The organism is Pseudomonas sp. GM21, from assembly GCF_000282215.1.
In the GTDB taxonomy this organism is placed as follows: Bacteria; Pseudomonadota; Gammaproteobacteria; order Pseudomonadales; family Pseudomonadaceae; genus Aquipseudomonas.
In genome coordinates this window covers 1-17681 of sequence record NZ_AKJS01000189.1, presented here as the reverse complement: position 1 = coordinate 17681, position 17681 = coordinate 1, and the positions used below count along the sequence as shown (strand labels likewise).

At 59.6% G+C, this 17681-nt stretch carries 10 protein-coding genes; 5 read left to right on the top strand and 5 right to left on the bottom strand.

The annotated features are described in order from the left end of the window. Positions 1-125 precede the first annotated feature (125 nt). Positions 126-899, top strand: a complete 774-nt coding sequence (locus tag PMI22_RS02525) for a 1,6-dihydroxycyclohexa-2,4-diene-1-carboxylate dehydrogenase (RefSeq protein ID WP_007948935.1) — start codon at positions 126-128, stop codon at positions 897-899. A gap of 33 nt (positions 900-932) precedes the next feature. Here PMI22_RS02525 and PMI22_RS02530 read toward each other — a convergent pair whose 3' ends face one another. Continuing rightward, positions 933-1295: an NUDIX hydrolase gene (locus tag PMI22_RS02530; RefSeq protein ID WP_007948934.1), complete on the bottom strand. Its 363-nt coding sequence runs from the start codon at positions 1293-1295 to the stop codon at positions 933-935. Positions 1296-1495: 200 nt separating this feature from the next. On the opposite strand from PMI22_RS02530, the gene PMI22_RS30980 reads away from it, so the two are divergent. Continuing rightward, the gene (locus PMI22_RS30980) at positions 1496-1693 is read left to right on the top strand and encodes an SPOR domain-containing protein (RefSeq protein ID WP_007948933.1); all 198 of its coding nucleotides are present in this window, start codon (positions 1496-1498) and stop codon (positions 1691-1693) included. 109 nt (positions 1694-1802) lie between these two features. Here PMI22_RS30980 and PMI22_RS02535 read toward each other — a convergent pair whose 3' ends face one another. Continuing rightward, positions 1803-2042 (bottom strand): hypothetical protein, encoded by a 240-nt coding sequence (locus tag PMI22_RS02535; RefSeq protein WP_007948932.1) that lies wholly within the window; start codon positions 2040-2042, stop codon positions 1803-1805. Between the two features lie 176 nt (positions 2043-2218). On the opposite strand from PMI22_RS02535, the gene PMI22_RS02540 reads away from it, so the two are divergent. Together PMI22_RS02540 and PMI22_RS02545 are read left to right on the top strand one after the other, a co-directional pair. Beyond that, on the top strand, positions 2219-2437 hold the full coding sequence (locus PMI22_RS02540; RefSeq protein ID WP_007948931.1) for a hypothetical protein: 219 nt from the start codon (positions 2219-2221) through the stop codon (positions 2435-2437). A gap of 72 nt (positions 2438-2509) precedes the next feature. Next, positions 2510-2845, top strand: a complete 336-nt coding sequence (locus PMI22_RS02545) for a hypothetical protein (RefSeq protein ID WP_007948930.1) — start codon at positions 2510-2512, stop codon at positions 2843-2845. Positions 2846-2889: 44 nt separating this feature from the next. On the opposite strand, the gene PMI22_RS02550 is transcribed toward PMI22_RS02545, so the two are convergent. The 3 genes from PMI22_RS02550 to PMI22_RS02560 are packed head-to-tail and all read right to left on the bottom strand — an operon-like array spanning position 2890 to position 7303. Next, positions 2890-4218: a TolC family outer membrane protein gene (locus tag PMI22_RS02550; RefSeq protein ID WP_007948929.1), complete on the bottom strand. Its 1329-nt coding sequence runs from the start codon at positions 4216-4218 to the stop codon at positions 2890-2892. 1 nt (position 4219) lies between these two features. Further along, the gene (locus tag PMI22_RS02555; protein ID WP_007948928.1) at positions 4220-5560 is read right to left on the bottom strand and encodes an HlyD family type I secretion periplasmic adaptor subunit; all 1341 of its coding nucleotides are present in this window, start codon (positions 5558-5560) and stop codon (positions 4220-4222) included. Between the two features lie 6 nt (positions 5561-5566). After that, entirely contained in the window at positions 5567-7303 is a 1737-nt protein-coding gene (locus PMI22_RS02560; RefSeq protein WP_007948926.1) for a type I secretion system permease/ATPase, read from the bottom strand. A gap of 674 nt (positions 7304-7977) precedes the next feature. Between PMI22_RS02560 and PMI22_RS02565 the strand changes: the two genes are divergently transcribed. After that, positions 7978-17681 (top strand): peroxidase family protein (locus PMI22_RS02565; RefSeq protein ID WP_007948923.1); only part of this gene is annotated, 9704 nt, incomplete at its 3' end.

Here is a 17681-nt window from a genome sequence, read left to right as displayed (position 1 = left end):
GAGTTTGCGGCCTACCTGAAACACCGCACCGTCTGATGTCACGACTGCTACGCAGCCGAACGCAGGCTTCGCCAGCTGCTACAGATCGCGTGTATCGCGACAACAATTTTCGGCATGAGGTACACATGAACAGATTCCACGAAAAAGTTGCGCTGATTACCGGGGCGGCGCAAGGCATCGGGCGGCGGGTGGCCGAACGCATGGCTGCTGAAGGTGCGCGGTTGATTCTGGTCGACCGCTCCGAACATGTGTTCGAGGTGCAGCAACAATTGGGTCAAAGCAACCAGGTGCTGGCCCTGACCGCTGATCTTGAGCAATATGACGAATGCAGCCGGGTGATGCGCGCCGCCGTCGAGCATTTCGGGCGCCTCGACGTATTGATCAACAACGTCGGCGGCACGATCTGGGCCAAGCCGTTTGAGCACTATGACGCGCAGCAGATCGAAGCCGAGGTCCGCCGTTCGCTGTTCCCCACGTTATGGTGCTGTCATGCGGCGCTGCCGATCATGCTGGAGCAGGGCAGTGGCGCCATCGTTAACGTTTCGTCCATCGCCACGCGTAGCATCAATCGCGTGCCCTATGGTGCGGCGAAGGGTGGGGTGAATGCCCTGACGGCGTGCCTGGCTTTTGAAACCGCCGGTCGCGGCGTCCGGGTCAATGCGACTGCGCCCGGCGGTACCGAGGCGCCGCCTCGGGTCATCGCACGCAACGATGCCGAGCAAAGCGCGGAAGAAAAGGTCTGGTATCAGCAGATCGTCGAGCAGACGCTCGACAGCAGTTTGATGAAGCGCTACGGCACCCTTGATGAACAGGCTGGCGCCATTCTGTTTCTGGCCAGCGACGAAGCCTCGTACATCACTGGCATGATCATGCCGGTCGGCGGTGGTGATCAGGGCTGACGCTCACTGACAGCAAGCCATTGCCGCCGCGGCCTACAGGCGACGCAGAAACGCTTTGACGATTTGGCGTGTGGCCTCGCTCGTGCTCAGGTTGTCGACGGTCTCCAGGGGATGCCAGATGCAGTCGATGATTTCATTCAAGGGGCGGGCCAGATCAAGGTTCGGCGCCCACGCTTCGTAGACGTGGTGACGGGTGCCGCCCGATTCCAGTTCCATGAGGTACAGCAGGCTGTCGGCGCCAAGTCCGGTTTCTTCCTGAAGTTCACGCCGCGCCGCGCCTGCGGTGGTTTCACCGGTCTCGACTGTTCCGCCGGGCAAACTCCAGCGACACCTGGGTTTTCGCACCAGGAGAACATGTCGATCCAGCTCGCAAATGACTGTTGCACGTACTTTCATTCGTCACCTGACTGACGGAAGTCATAAAAAAACATCGATCTGCAATATTCGGGCCGTGAATTCTGCTTCACGGGTTAGAAGAGTACTCTCGTCGAAAAGTGCAATTGAATCCTGACGCGACGTCTGGTCGGTACGTGGGCGAGGGTCGGGTGTAAGGTAATCAGGCCGTCGTCGATATCACTGCCAAACAGGAGGTCACCATGAGCGTTCCGATGTTGAATAAAATGCACATGAACGGTTATGACGTGCTGAGCGTAAACAACGGTCCCTGGCGGGTATGCACCCAAGGTGATCGGTTGGGGGATTTCAGCAGCAGAGAAGAAGCATTGGCCTATGCCGCATCACTTCCCGCCTATCGAGCCAGGACGGTCCGCCCGTCAAGCCAGAAATCAGCATGACAGCACGTGTGAAGCCCCGGATACCGGGGCTTCTTGTTTGGACGCCTGCAATAAGCAGGTGTACGGCGAGCGGGTTCAGCAGGGCAGGACGGTCAGTCGCTTCCTCCTGTCAGTGAGCTTTCGTTCGACTGATCACCTTGGCTTTCACTTCTTCGGCATAGCCCGCCAGTCGTCCTTCATCGCCTTGAAACAATTCACACAACCTGAGTACGGCTTGCGCATCCACCTCATTGCCTGCCTGGCGTAGCTGCTCTGAAATGCGCAGCAATTCGACTGCCGACCATCTCAAGTCCGACGCGACGCTTTGCAGGTCGCGGCGAAGTTCGTTTTCATCTTCGTTAAGCCACATGATGACCTCCCGCCATTTCTCGCAATGAAAAAGTAGTTCTATTGGGTATGACACACCGTTTGCTCGTCTGATCCCTGAGCGATGAAGGGTGCTTCCGTTGGTCGGGAAGTTGAGTGCGAGTGACACCGCCGGATGTCGTACGAAGGTCAACCCATATCGCGACGCCGAGGCCCTAAATGAGCAAGACCGATGATTTCAGATTGCATGCCCATGAGCTGATCGTTGATCTGGATGCCGCCACTTCGGAGATGATGAAGCTGATTTCAGCTCATCAACTCAGTGGCACGGAGTGGGAGCGGGTCACGCAATGGCAACATGAAGCGTATGAACGGTGGATGGACTATCTGAACAAAAGAACCTATCCCGACCCTCCTGAAAACAATGCTTCACACTGAGTGGTGTTCAATAGATGGATGTCCGGCCGGCGACGCGGTACATTCCGTTTTTTTTCGGGATGAAGGTGCGTCATGCGGATGTTGATTGGGGGAGTAACGCTGGCAATGCTGGCGGGTTGTTCGTTGCCGGCGTCTGTAGTACCGGGTGAGCCCAACGTCAGCAAATACAGCGATAAACCGCCGAAAGAGCTGGCCGCGTGCATTTTGCCAGCGTGGCAGCAAGAAATACCGAAGACGACTCAGGCGGGTATTTCCAATGGCTACCGGATCACGGCACCGAGCATCATCACGGCAGATGAAATTCTGGACATCGTCAAATACAAGGACGGCAGCCGGGTTTCGCTGTATCAGGGGCCGCCATGGGCCAAGTCCGACGCGATGCGCAAGGCAGTCAAGGCGTGTTTGTAAGTTGCCAAGGGTTTGCTTCGCAATGCAGGCAGGGCAGGTGACAGTTAATTGGTGACCAGCAGTTCCGGGCCCAGGTAGTCGTTGATATGGGCGATATCATCGTCGCCCAGACTGCCCACCGAAGAAGCCAGGCGCAGGTGCGACATCAAATAGCGCAACTTGGCCTCGAACAGATCGTGGCGTGCAACGAAGAGCAATTCTTCGGCATTGAGCACGTCCACATTGGTGCTGGTGCCCCCCTCTTTGAAACCCTTGCGTGTCGAAATCAGTGAGCGTTCGTTGGACTCTACGGCTCTCTCCAGCGCGTGAATACGTTTGGCGCCACTCTGTATGCCACGAAACTCACGGGTGGTTCCCGAGATGACTTCCAGCCGCGTGGCGTCGAGTTCGTCCAGGGCCTTATCACTATTGGCACTGGCCTGGCGTGTCAACGCGCTGACGCCGCCACCGCTGAACAGCGGGAAATTGACTTCCAGCCCGATCGAGCCGTAGTGGTTGCGTTGATTCAATTCGGAGAGTGATTGACTCTGGCCAGCGGTGTAACCGGCAATGAAATCCAGTGTTGGCCAGTGGCCGGCCCGGGCGCGCTTCACTTCTTCCTCTGCGAGGTCGCGGCTATAACGGCGCGCGTGGATCAGCGGGCTATCGGTCTGGGCTTTGACCAACCAGTCCTGCAGGTTGCTCGGCAGCAGCGGCGGGGTATCGAAGCCGGGACGTAAAGTGGTCAGCGATTCGGGGGTTTCACCGATATATTCTTCAAGTTTGCTGCGCGTGTTGACCAGGTTGTCCTGCGCCTCGATCAGTTCGGCCTCGGCGAGGTCGCGGCGAGCAACCGACTCGTCGATGTCGGTGATGGTGCCGGCCCCCAGCTCCATGCGCCGTTGCGCCGAGGCGAGTTGCTCGTCGAAGGCGCGCAGCTTGGCCTTGGCCAAGGCGATCGTTTCGCTGGCGAGGAGCACATCAAAATAGCTTTCAGCCAGGCGCACCGCGGCGTCCTGACTCTTGGCATCGAACACCGCAACGCTGTAGTCGGCACGCTGCTGACCCTGGCGGTACTCGGCCATCTTCTGTTTGTTGAATAGCGGCTGGCGCAGGCGCACGTTAGCGCCTTTGGAGGTGTAGTCGAGATCGTTGTTGACGCCGCTCTGGCGTTGAGAGCCATTGACTTTGTTGTCGTAGGCCGAGGCATTGATCTGCGGCAGCAGGCCGGCCGTGCCGATGGCGCGGTTTTCCGAACCGGCTTCTTTTTCATGCACGGCGGCGCGGTAGATAGGGCCTTGGTACTGCAACAGGTCCCAGGCTTGCTTGAGGTCCATGGCGCTGGCAGGTAAAGCCAGCCCCAGCAGGCAGAGGAACAGGCAATGACGTTCCATTTCATTGTTCCTTGAATGAGCTGTCCACACGGTCGAGCATTGGTTTAAGAAGATAGCTCATCATGTTGCGTTCGCCAGTCTTGATGGTGACGGTCGCGGGCATGCCGGGGCGAATGTGGTTGGTGCCCAGCAGACCCATGCCATCGGGTGTAACTTCGACCTGGGCCAGATAGAACGGTTCCTTGCTTGCCTCGTCGAGCAGGCGGTCGGCGGAGATGGTTTTCACACGGCCTGGGATGTTGGGCGTCTGGGCATGGTTGAAGGCCGGGAAGGCAATGTCTACGTCCAGGCCGGGGATCATCTTGTCGATGGCCTGGACGGGGATCATCGCGTCGACCTGTAGCGGTTCATTGAGCGGAACGATTTCCATGATCTTGAAGCCGGGCTGGATGATCCCGCCGACGGTGGCAATGCTCAGGGCCTGGACCATGCCATCGATGGGCGAGCGAATCACGGTGTGGGTCACTTCATAGTCCAGCGCGCGCAAGCGGTCGGCCAGGGTGGTGTTTTCCTTGGCGGTGTCGGTCAGTTGCGATTCGACTTCCTTCAGGTAATCGTGCTGGCGCTGCAGGATGCGCAGCTTGATTTCAGTAGTCTGGCTGCGCACACGAGCGATGTTATTGAGGTTCTCGGCCTGACCGGCGGAGAGGTCGGCATTGCTGCGCTCCAGCTCAAGCAAGCGGTTGCGCGGCACATAGCCTTCGGCCGCCAGCACGCGGGTGCCTTGTAGTTCCTGGTTGAGGAAATTGATTTGCGAACCGCGGGCGCTATAGACCTGATGCAGGCCCTTGAGCTGCACCGCCGACGCCGCCAGGTTTTCCTCCAGGATGCTGATTTCGCCAGCGAGACCGGCGCGCCGGGTGTCCAGCAGACGCTGTTGCAGGTCCATGGCGGCTATCATGCGTTGGTCATTGCCGAAGCGTTTGAGCAGCTCGGGATCGAATTTCACCACAGCGCGGTTATCACGTTCCGCTTCCAGACGGTTTTCCACCGTCTTGCTGACGATGTATTGGGCGCTGACCGCACCTTGTTCGGCAACGGCACGCAAGGAGTCGAGACGCACCACTTCCTGACCTTTGGCCACGACATCGCCTTCCTGAACCAGAATCGCCTCCACGGTACCCCCGCTCAGGTGCTGCACGGCTTTGCTTTTGCTGGTGACTTTGACCGTGCCTGTGGCGACCACGCCGGCATCCAGCGGCGCCAGCCAGGACCACAGGAGAAAGCCGCCGAAGCCGGCGATCACCAGCCAGATGCCCCAGCGTGCGGGTTTACTGATGTTCAGATCCACCTCGTTCTTGGGGTCGATATGAATCATCTCGGTGTGTGGGCTCATTTGCATGATCGATCACTCCCGTGATTTGACGGAGGCTAGCGGGGTCGACGTGCCTGCAGGCATTACAGTGGCCTTGCGCAGCGCTGCGAATACTTCGTCGCGCGAGCCGAGCATCTGTACACCGCCGTCGCGCAGCATCAGCACCTGATCGACGGCGCAGAGCACGTTGGGACGATGGGAAATCAGAATGACGGTGGCGCCACGCTCCTTGAGTTTGGCCAGCGCATCGACCAGGGCTTTTTCGCCGACGTCGTCGAGGTTGGCGTTCGGCTCATCCAACACGATCAGATTGGGTTCGCCATACAGCGCGCGGGCCAAGGCGATGCGTTGCTTCTGTCCACCGGAAAGGGGGCTTCCATCGGTGCTCAGGCGCGTGTCATAACCTTGCGGGAAACGTAGGATCATCTCGTGCACGCCGGTGGCCTTGGCCGCGCGGATGACCGCATCGCTGTCTACTTCACCAAAGCGCGCAATGTTGTCGGCGATGCTGCCCTCGAACAGTTCCACGTCCTGTGGCAGGTAGCCGAGCCAGGGGCCAAGTTCGCCTTTGTTCCAGGTGAAAATGTCCGCGCCGTCCAGGCGAACCTTGCCGGCCTGCGCCGGCCAGACGCCAACCAGCAGGCGGGCGAGGGTGGATTTGCCCGAAGCGGATGGACCGATAACGCCAAGGCTTTCGCCGGGTACCAGGCTGAAGCTGACGCCGCGCAAAATGGTGTTGTTGGTTCCGGGGGAACCGGCATACACATTCTCCACCGCCAGCATGCCCATCGGCCGCTGCAGCGACATGCTCGGTGGCCGGCGTGGATAATCGTCCAGCATTTCGTTGAGCCGGCCCCAGGCCGAACGGCAGCCGAGCAGTTGTTTCCATGACGCGATGACTTGTTCCACCGGGCCCAGCGCACGGCCGGTGAGGATTGAACAGGCAATCATCATCCCAGGGGTGATCTTGCCTTCGATCGCCAGCAGCGCGCCGGCGCCGAGGATCAGCGACTGCAAAGTGATACGCACGAAGCGTCCAGTGCTGCTGATCATGGCGGCGCGGTCGGAGGCCAGGGTCTGCATTTCCAGAATGCGCAAATGGCTTTGGTACCAGCGCTTGCCGATTGACGGCAGCATGCCCATGGCCTCGATCACCTCGGCATTGCGCAAGTTGTTGTTGGCATAGTTGGCGGAGGAGAGGGCGGCTTGATTGGCTTCGGCCAGCGGTTTCTGCGTCGCCTTTTCGGTGAGCCAGGCCAGACCCACCAGAATCAGCGAGCCGATCAGGGTGAGCAGTCCGAGCAGCGGATGGATCAGATAGGCGATTAACAGGTAGATCGGTGTCCACGGCGCATCGAAGAAAGCGAACAGACTATTGCCGGTGAGAAACTGACGGACCTGCGCGAGATCTTGCAGGGCCTGGGCCGGATTACCTCCGGCGCGGTTCAGGTTGCGCTCGAAGGCAGCGGTGAAGATGCGCCGGTTGAGGTCCATGTCGAGGTTGTTGCCGACCCGGATCAGCATGCGGGTGCGGACCATTTCCAGCGTAGACATCAGCAAGAACAGACCAATCACCAGAACGGTCAACATCGTCAACGTCGTGACGTTTCGACTGACCAGGGCCCGATCATAGACCTGAAGCATGTATACGGCGGGTGTCAACATCATGACGTTGATGACGCCGCTGAACGCTGCCAGCGCGTAAAAACTGTGGCGTAGGCGAAAGAGCGCGTCGGCCAATTCGGAACGGGTGCTCGGCTGCTTGTGCATTTGGATCTCCCCTTCAAAAAGCCGGTTCCTTCCAGCGCAACAGCTCACGGTGATGTTGTTTTGTAGGCCCCTCGTCGATTCGCAGGCTGGTCGCTCTTATGGCGAGTCTTGCGAAATCTCTGCGGTGCTCCCGCATGGAAAAGCTTAGATCCCGACGACACAGTTCGAAATAACATTTTGCTCTATAGCTACTTTTAAAATCCCATAAGTCGCGAAAAAACAGTCAGTTAGAGGCGCTGTGTCCGGCTGTCTGCTTTTTACGGCATAAAATTGACATTCTTTTGCTATGGAACTTTAGTCTTAGTTATCGGGGGAGCGGCCGCCTCGCTTGGAGCTTGCCAAAACTTTGGCGACGCAAGACACGGTGATTTCCCTGAAGGAGCACAACATGTCGAACATTTCGTTCTTTTGTGAAGGGAAGGGGCCGTTCAGGAAGTTCGCCATAACTTCCAGTTTCCATGGCCCACCCATGTCCAATAGTTGCTCTGCCTGATCATCCGGCGAGCACTACCTTCCGCGAATTCCAGGTGCACATCTCGGGGAACGACCTTGCCTTTCCTGCGCCGGTTCTCGCCAAAAAATAATCAGAAAAACAGCGTAAGCCAGCACCTGACTAGGCCTGGGTAGGTTTTATCGTCCCGTGCCTTTCTCCATATAGTTCGAGGGCAATCCAAATGGCTAATTTCAACAAGGCGGACCTGGAATTCATCCTCAAGCAAATCTTCATCGCAGAGGCGCATGCCAATGGCACCAGCCTTATTGATTTGCTACCCAACAGTCAGGTGCCATTCGGTCTGCGCACCGTCGATGGCAGCTACAACAACCTGGTCACAGGCCAGAGTGAGTATGGCGCTGCGGACAATTCCTTCGTGCGCCTGCTTGATCCCCAGTATCAAAACGCGGCTTACGCGGGGACCGGCACGGTGGTCGACCCGCAGCCACGGATTATCAGTAACCTGATCGTCGACCAGACCGCCAACAACCCGGCCGCAGTGGCGGCGAACGGCGGTGCGGCCCCGGTGATCAGCCCCGGTCAGGATGGCGTGTTCGGCACGGCCGACGACAAGGAAGTGTTCTTTATCCCTAACGAGTCGGCAGACGCTGGTCTGACCGCCGGTTTCAACTCGTGGATGACCTTCTTTGGCCAGTTCTTCGACCATGGCCTCGACCTGGTCACCAAGAACAGTGGCATTACCGAAATCGTATATATTCCGCTGATGCCGGACGATCCGTTGTTCGACCCGAACAGTCCGACCAACTTCATGGTGTTGTCCCGTGCCGTGCGCACTGCCGGCGCGGACGGTGTACTCGGCACTGCCGATGATGGTCAGGCCAACACCACCTCGCCGTTCGTAGACCAAAGCCAGACCTACAGCTCGCACCCCTCGCATCAAGTGTTCCTGCGCGAGTACGTCCTCAATGCCGCAGGTGACCCTATTGCCACGGGGCGCTTGATTACCAATCGCGATCTCGGCCCCGATGGTCGGTTTGGCACTGCTGATGATAGCGACGGCACAAATGGCGGCATGGCAACCTGGGCCGTGGTCAAGGCTCAGGCCCGTGACATTCTCGGCATCGACTTGACCGACGCCGATGTACACAGCATTCCGCTACTGGCAACCGATGCCTATGGCAATTTCCTGCGCGGGCCGAGCGGCATGCCGCAGGTGGTGATGCGCGTCAGCAACGGTGCCGACGGAATCGCTGGCACAGCGGATGACATCACTCAACTGGTTGAAGGCAACCGGGATGCGCCGATCAGTCTGGCTAACGCCGTGAGCACCGGGCATGCCTTCCTGGACGATATCGCCCACAACGCTGCGCCGGTAGTCGTCGGCGGGGTTCTGCAGGCCGATACTGACACCGATATCGGCAATGCGCAGGAGGTTGGCACGGGCGGCAACAACCTGACCTATGACAACGAACTGCTCGACGCGCACTACATTGCCGGCGACGGCCGGGCGAACGAGAACATCGGCCTGACCACCGTGCACCATGTGTTCCACTCCGAGCACAACCGCCTGGTCGAGCAAACCAAGGAAACCATCCTGACCTCCGGTGACCTGGCTTTCCTCAATCAGTGGCTGATAGACGACGTGGCCGCGATACCGACCACACCCGCCGAAATCGCAGCGTTGGTGTGGGACGGCGAACGTCTGTTTCAGGCCGCCAAGTTCGGCACCGAGATGCAGTACCAGCACCTGGTGTTCGAGGAGTTCGGCCGGACCGTTCAGCCACAGATCGACGAATTCCTTGCACCCAACGGGTATGACACCTCGATCAACCCTGCGATCCTCGCCGAGTTCGCCCACGTGGTGTACCGCTTCGGTCACTCGATGTTGACCGAGACCGTCGATCGCTTCGACCCCGCGTTCAATCCGCTCCTGACTGACCCGAACAACCCGGACTCGCAACTCGGGCTGATCGCAGCCTTCCTCAACCCGCTAGCGTTTGCCGGTAGCGGGGCGACGGCGGACGAAGCGGCAGGGGCAATCATTCGCGGTGTGACCCGTCAGGTCGGAAACGAGATCGACGAGTTCGTCACTGAAGCCTTGCGCAACAATCTGCTCGGTCTGCCGCTCGATTTGCCGGCCCTGAACCTGGCGCGTGGTCGCGACACGGGCATCCCCACGTTGAATGAGGCTCGCCGTGACTTCTACGCTCAAACCGGCGACAGCCAACTCAAGCCGTACATCAGTTGGGCTGACTTGGTGGACCACCTCAAGCACCCCGAGTCGTTGGTTAACTTCATAGCTGCCTTTGGTACGCATGGCACGATTACGGGGGCAACCACGCTGGCAGATAAACGCGCTGCTGCCTTGGCGCTGGTATTCGGTGGTGCCGGTTCGCCAGCAGACCGGCTGGACTTCCTCAACAGCACCGGTGCCTGGGCCAACGTAACGCGGGCCGGCAAGGACGGGCAACTGGGCACTGCGGACGACCTGACGGGCGTGACGATCACGGGCCTTGATGACGTCGATTTCTGGGTCGGTGGCCTCGCCGAAGAAAAAATGCCGTTTGGCGGCATGCTTGGCTCGACGTTCAACTTCGTGTTTGAAACCCAGCTGGAGGCGTTGCAGAACGGTGACCGCTTCTACTACCTGTCGCGTACCGCAGGTCTGAACTTCGGCACCGAGTTGGAAAACAACTCCTTTGCCAAGTTGATGATGCTCAACACCGATGTCACCCACCTGTCGAACACCGTGTTCCTGACGCCGACGTTCACCCTCGAAGTAGATCAGACCAGGCAGTTCACGAACCTTGGCGCGGATCTCAAAGCCGATCCGACGGGCGGCATTATGATCAACGGCGTGGAAATCGTGCCGCTGGTGATCCGCGACAACCCCGATACCCCCGATCTGGACAGTAATTATCTGCATTACACCGGTGAAGACCATGTCGTCCTCGGTGGTACCGCCGGCAATGACATCATTATTTCCGGTGAAGGCGATGACACCGTTTACGGCGACGAAGGCAATGACCGCCTCGAAGGCGGCGCCGGCAACGATGCGGTGCTTGGCGGCGCGGGCGATGACATCATCACCGACTCGTTCGGCGACAACCGTCTGGAAGGTAACGCCGGCAACGATGTGATCATCGCCGGAAGCATGGGTGCTCTAGGCAACCTGATCCTGGGTGGCGACGGCCAGGACTTCATTGTCACCACGGAAGACATCACCACGACCTTCGGCGGTCGGGGTGATGACTTCATCCTCGGTGCCAAGACCAACCTGCCGCCTACCGGCAACGAAGGTGATGACTGGATCGAAAAAGGCACCCAGGACGGTGCACCTGGCGATAACGCTGCGCCATTGCTCGCTGACGATACGATTGGCAACGATATCTTTGTCGGTGGTGGTGGCTTCGACGAAATGATCGGCGAGGGTGGCGATGACATCTTTGTCGGCAGCGATGCCCAGGACAAGATGGAGGGTATGTCCGGTTTCGACTGGGTGACCTACAAAAATGACAACGCTGGCGTAACCGCTGACCTGAGTCTGGCGGCGCTGGCACAGCCACACGGCAACGCGCCAAACCAGAACACCGGGGTGTTCAATCCGGTCGGCGCCTCGCCGGCCTCGATTCTCGACCGTTTTGCCGAGGTCGAAGGCTTGTCCGGTTCGAACTTCGCCGATGTGCTCAAAGGCGATAATGTGGATGCGGACACTATCCTCAACCACGGTGGTGCCACGGGCAGCGCGCTGACCAATGTGGCGTTGATCCGCGGACTGGCGCAGTTTCTGTCCGATGCCGGTTTGCCGACCACTGGCTTTGCCACTGGCAACATCATCCTCGGCGGCAATGGCAGTGACCTGATCGAAGGTCGCGGCGGCGATGATCTGATCGATGGTGACAAATGGATCAACGTCAGAATCGCCGTTTATGCTCCCGGCGACGTCAACCATACCGGTCCGGAGGTCGCCAGCTTCGACAGCATGACCGATATGATCCCGTTCATGCTGGACGGCACCTATAACCCGGGCCAACTCAAGGCTGTGCGGGAAATCCTTCCCGGCACCTCGACGGGCGGGGCAGCCTTCGACACCGCTATTTTCTCCGGGGTCCAGGGCGAGTATGTGGTGACTCAGGACACCCGTGGCACGGCCACTTTGGCTGACGATGTCTGGACCGTGGCAGATACCGTAGCGGGTCGCGACGGGACCGATACCCTGCTGCACATCGAACGCTTGCAGTTCGCCGATACCCAGCGAGTGTTGGTACCAGGGCTGAATGCACAACCGGTTGGCAGACCAGCCCTCACGGATGTAAACGGCGGAGCTATCACTGTGGGCGACACGCTGAGAGTCAGCGTGGCCGGGGTCACCGATGCCAACAACATCGGGGCGGGTAATCCTACGGGTACGCTCAACAACTCTTCGGTGTCCTACTATTGGCAGTTCGAGGCAAATCCAGGCACCGGCGTATTCGAGGACATCATTCTGTTGCCGGCCGGTGACCTGGCGTTTCAGAGTGCCGACGGCACTGCGTTCAAGGTCTCGCCGGATCTTGCCGGGCTGTCATTGCGGGTCAAGGCGATCTACCAGGACGCCCATGGCACGACTGAAATAGTGTTCTCGCAACCGACTGCCGTGGTGGCTCCCGGCGCGCCGGTTGTGCCAACGGCGCCGATACCTGTGGTCGATGCCACGGCGGGTGGCGAAGGCCTGCACATGGTCCGCTCCGACCTCAACTTCATTCTTGATCAGATCAAGATTGCCGAGGCTGTCGCGGACGGACAGGACATCCTCTCGCTGATCCCGAATATTCGTGCGCCATTGGGCCTGCGTACGGTCGACGGGTCGAACAACAACCTGCTGAACCTCAACGGCACCAACAACACCGGGTTTGGTTCTGCCGATAACGTCTTTCCGCGCTTGACCGATCCGGTCTTCAATCCAGCGGAAGGTGCTCCTGCCGGCTTCTTCGGACCCAGCTCGCCGGCCATCCCGGGATCGTCGTATGCGCAGAACAGCGGCAATGTGTTTGACTCGCAGCCGCGCACCATCAGTAACCTGATCGTCGACCAGACGTCGAACAACCCGGCGGCCTATGCCACGGCCTACGACGCGGGTGTCGACGGCGAACTCAACTTCGGCGCGGTGGGTAACGACGACGTGCTCAAGGATGGTGTACGGATCGTCGCCAGCCCCGGTCTGGATGGTCAGTTCGGTACTGCTGACGACCACGATGTGTACCTGTTCGAGAACACTGCTCCGGATGCGGGCTTGTCCGCGCCGTTCAACTCGTGGATGACCTTCTTCGGGCAGTTTTTTGACCATGGTCTGGATCTCGTGACCAAGGGTGGCTCGGGTACGGTCTTCATTCCGCTGCAACCGGATGATCCGCTGTATGTACCCGGCGGCAACGCTAACTTCATGGTGCTGACCCGCGCGACCAACTTGCCAGGGGTGGATGGCGTTCTCGGCACGGCCGACGACATCCATGAACACACCAACACCACGACACCGTTCGTGGACCAAAACCAGACCTACAGCTCGCATCCATCGCACCAGGTATTCCTGCGCGCTTATGAGCTGACCTCCAGCGGCCCGATAGCGACCGGCAGGCTGATCACTAACGTTGACCTGGGGCTGGATGGCAAGTATGGCACCGCAGATGACACCGAAATCGGTGGTATGGCGACCTGGAAAGTGGTCAAGGCGCAGGCGCGCGACGTTCTTGGCATCAACCTGACCGACGCCGATATCGACAGCGGTCCGCTGCTGGCGACTGACGCCTTTGGCAACTTTATCAAGGGGCCGAACGGCTTCCCGCAAGTTGTTATTAGGGTCAACAACGGGGCAGACGGCATTGCCGGTACCGCCGATGACGTCACTACGCTTATCGAAGGCAATCCGGCCAGTCCGGTAAGCCTCGTTAACGCGGTACGCACCAGCCATGCCTTCCTCAATGACATCGCCCACAACGCCGTGCCGGTAGTGGTCGGCGGGGTTCTGCAGGCAGATCCTGATGCCGATGTCGGTAATACGCAGCCCGTCGGCGCGCAGGGCAACAACCTGACCTATGACAACGAACTGCTCGACGCTCACTACATCGCCGGCGACGGCCGGGTCAACGAGAACATCGGCCTGACCGCGGTGCATGCGATCTTCCACTCCGAGCACAATCGGCTGGTCGCGCAAACCATGGACACGGTACTCGATTCGGGTGACGTGGCTTTCCTCAACGAGTGGCTGCTCACTCCGGTCAGTGCGTTGCCCGCCAACCAGGCTGAGATCGATGCGCTGGTGTGGAATGGCGAGCGTCTGTTCCAGGCTGCCAAGTTCGGCACCGAGATGCAGTATCAACACCTGGTGTTCGAGGAGTTTGCGCGGACCATTCAGCCCCGGGTCGACCTGTTCTTTGCTCCGACCCAGGTCTATGACGTCGACCTCGATGCCTCGATCGTCGCCGAGTTTGCCCACACCGTGTACCGGTTTGGCCACTCGATGCTGACCGAGACTGTCGATCGCTACGACGCCGATTTCAACGTGGTTGGCGATCCGAACAGTGCTGATCCCAATCAGCAACTCGGCTTGATCGCGGCGTTCCTCAACCCGCTGTCGTACGCCGCCAGTGGTGTAACGCCAGAGGATGCGACCAGTGCGATCATCCGTGGGGTGACTCGCCAGTCCGGTAACGAAATCGACGAGTTCGTCACCGAGGCGCTGCGCAATAACCTGCTCGGCCTGCCGCTCGACCTGCCGGCGATCAACATCGCCCGTGGCCGCGACGTCGGGATCCCTTCGCTCAATGCGATCCGCCGTGACATCTATAGCCAAACCGGTGATACCCAACTCAAGCCGTACAGCAGCTGGGTCGACCTGGTGCAGCATCTCAAACATCCGGAGTCGTTGATCAACTTCATCGCGGCCTATGGCACACATGACACGATCACGGCGGCGACCACGCTGGAAGGTAAACGCGCCGCAGCCATGTTGCTGGTATTCGGTGGTACGGGTGAGCCCGCTGACCGCCTGGACTTCCTCAACGGCAGTGGTGACTGGGCCAACGTAACGCTGGTCGGCAGGGATGGATTGGCGGGGACTGCCGATGATCTGAGGGGGGTGACGGTCACGGGCGTGGATGCCATCGACCTCTGGATTGGCGGCCTGGCCGAAGCGTTAACCCCGTTCGGCGGCATGCTCGGCTCGACCTTCAACTTCGTGTTCGAGAACCAGATGGAAAAACTGCAGGACGGCGACCGGTTCTACTACCTTGACCGTACCTCTGGCCTGTCGATGAATGCCGAACTGGAAAGCAACTCGTTCGCCAAGCTGATCATGGCCAACAGTTCGGCCACCCACTTGCCGGGCCTGGTGTTCTCGGACCCTGGGTTCTATCTGGAAGTGGACCAGAGCAAGCAGTTCAACGAAGGCCTTGGCAATGTTGATCCGCTTGGCGTGATCCGCGACAACCCGCAGACGGCAGGGCTGGACACCAACTACATCAAGTACACCGGTGACGAGCACATCGTGCTGGGTGGCACCAATGGCGCAGACATCCTCATCTCCAGTGAAGGCGATGACACGGTCTGGGGTGATGGCGGCAATGATCGCATCGAAGGCGGTGACGGCAACGACCAGTTGCGCGGTGGTGCCGGCGACGACATCATCACCGACGCCGGTGGCGACGATAACATCCAGGGCGGCGACGGTAACGACGTGCTGCACGGAGGCAATGGCGTCAACCTGATCATTGGCGGGTTCGGCAACGACTTCATCATCACTGGTGAAGACGCTTCCGAAGCCATTGGTGGCCAGGGCAACGACTTCATCCTGGGCAGCAAAGCCAACGAACAGGACATGGGTAACGAAGGCGACGACTGGATCGAGAGGGGCACATCGGACGGTGCGCCTGGCGACAACTTCGACCCGCTCGGCAACGATCCGGTGATTGGCAACGATGTATACATCGGCGCTAGCGAGAACGATAAGTTCAACGGCGAAGGCGGCGACGACATCATGGTCGGCAGTCTCGGCCTGGGTGACCGCTACATCGGCGGCTCCGGCTATGACTGGGCCACCTTCAAGGGTCTCGCCCAAGGCGTGAGCGTCGATTTCAGTGACCGCTTTTTCGATGTACCGGTGGTGCCGGGTTCGGGTGCCTCGGCACTGGTGCGGTTCGACATCATGGAAGGTCTGTCGGGTTCGGCGCACGGTGACTTCCTGCGGGGTGACAGTTTGGATGCCGCAGGACTCACCACCGCCGGTGCAACCGGCAGTGTGCTGACCAACATTGGCCTGATCAATGGCCTGGCGGATCTGCTGCCAGCCGGAGCGACGTTCTTCGACGGCGGCAACATCATCCTTGGTGGCAGCGGCAGTGACTTGATCGAAGGTCGCGGTGGTGACGACATCATCGATGGTGACAAGTGGCTGAACGTCCGCATCAGCGTACGGGCCAATATTGATGGCACTGGCGCGGAAATCGCCACGTTCGACAGCATGGAGCCGTTGGTGCCGTTTATGTTGAACGGAACTTACAACCCGGGTCAGTTGGTCATCACGCGGGAGATTCTGAGCGGCACTGAAAACTTTGACACTGCGGTGTACTCCGGCAATTCGTCGGAGTACAGCGTCACTGTCGAGGGCAACGCTCTCATCGTGACCGATCTGGTGGCGGGGCGTGATGGCGTCGATCGCCTGACGGGCATCGAGCGTCTGCAGTTCGCTGACCAGGCACAGGTGACCGGAGTTGGCAACGGCGTAAACAGCGAGCTGTCGGGCCGTCTGGCAATCCTTGATGCGGACACCGGAGCGCGTGAGGATGCGCCGGTCGCCGGCCAGTTGCTGCGGGTCAGCAATCGGGCGATACATGACGCGGATAACGTAAGTGTGGCCAATCCGACCGGCGCGATTACCGGTGCGATGGCTTACTACTGGCAGGTCGAAAACGTTACCGGTTCGGGCATCTATGAAGACATCACCGTTGTCGCCGCCGGCGAGGCTCAGCGTGCGACCGGCACCACTTTCCTGGTGACGGACGATGTTGCGGGCCTGAACATCCGCGTCCGGGCGGTGTTTCAAGATGCCAAGGGTACGCTGGAAATCGTCGACTCGTCGGCGAACAACGCACCGACCGCAGGGCCGACCGTCAGCGGGCTACTGGTGCAGAACCAGGTGTTGACCGCTGATACTTCGACCATCATCGACGTTGATGGCTTGAGCAATCCGCAGTTCACCTTCCAGTGGCAGGCGACCAACGGGGTCAGCTTTGTCGACATTGTCGGAGCCACCGGTAACACGTTCACGCTCGGCCAGGATCAGGTCGGCGATCAGGTGCGTGTGGTGGTCAGTTACGTGGACGACTTCGGCGTGGCCGAAAGCGTTACGTCCGACCCTTCGGACCCGGTCACCAACGTCAACGATGCACCGACAGGTGCGTTGCTGATCAGCGATACGACACCGAATCAAGGCCAGGTGCTGACCGCGCTGACTGCCGGAATTGTCGATGCGGATGGGCTGGGTGCATTCAGCTTCCAATGGCAACAAGGTACCGGCGCTACCTTCACCAACATCAACGGCGCGACTGCTGCGACCTTCACCCCTGGTGCGGCGCAAATCAATCAGCAACTACGGGTGATCGTGCGGTACACCGATGGCTTCGGCGCGCAGGAGTCGTTGACCTCTGCGGCGACGGCGGCGGTATTGATAGTGGGTGCGTTGCAGCAGGGAGACGCTCTGGCGAACACCCTGACCGGAACCGCGGGTAGCGATGTGCTTCTTGGCCTGGGCGGGAACGATACGCTCAGTGGCCTGGGCGGTGTCGACCAGTTGGTTGGCGGTGCTGGTGACGATGCTCTCAACGGAGGGATCGGCGACGACTTCCTGTTTGGTGAGGATGGCAATGACATCCTCATTGGTGGTGCGGGTGC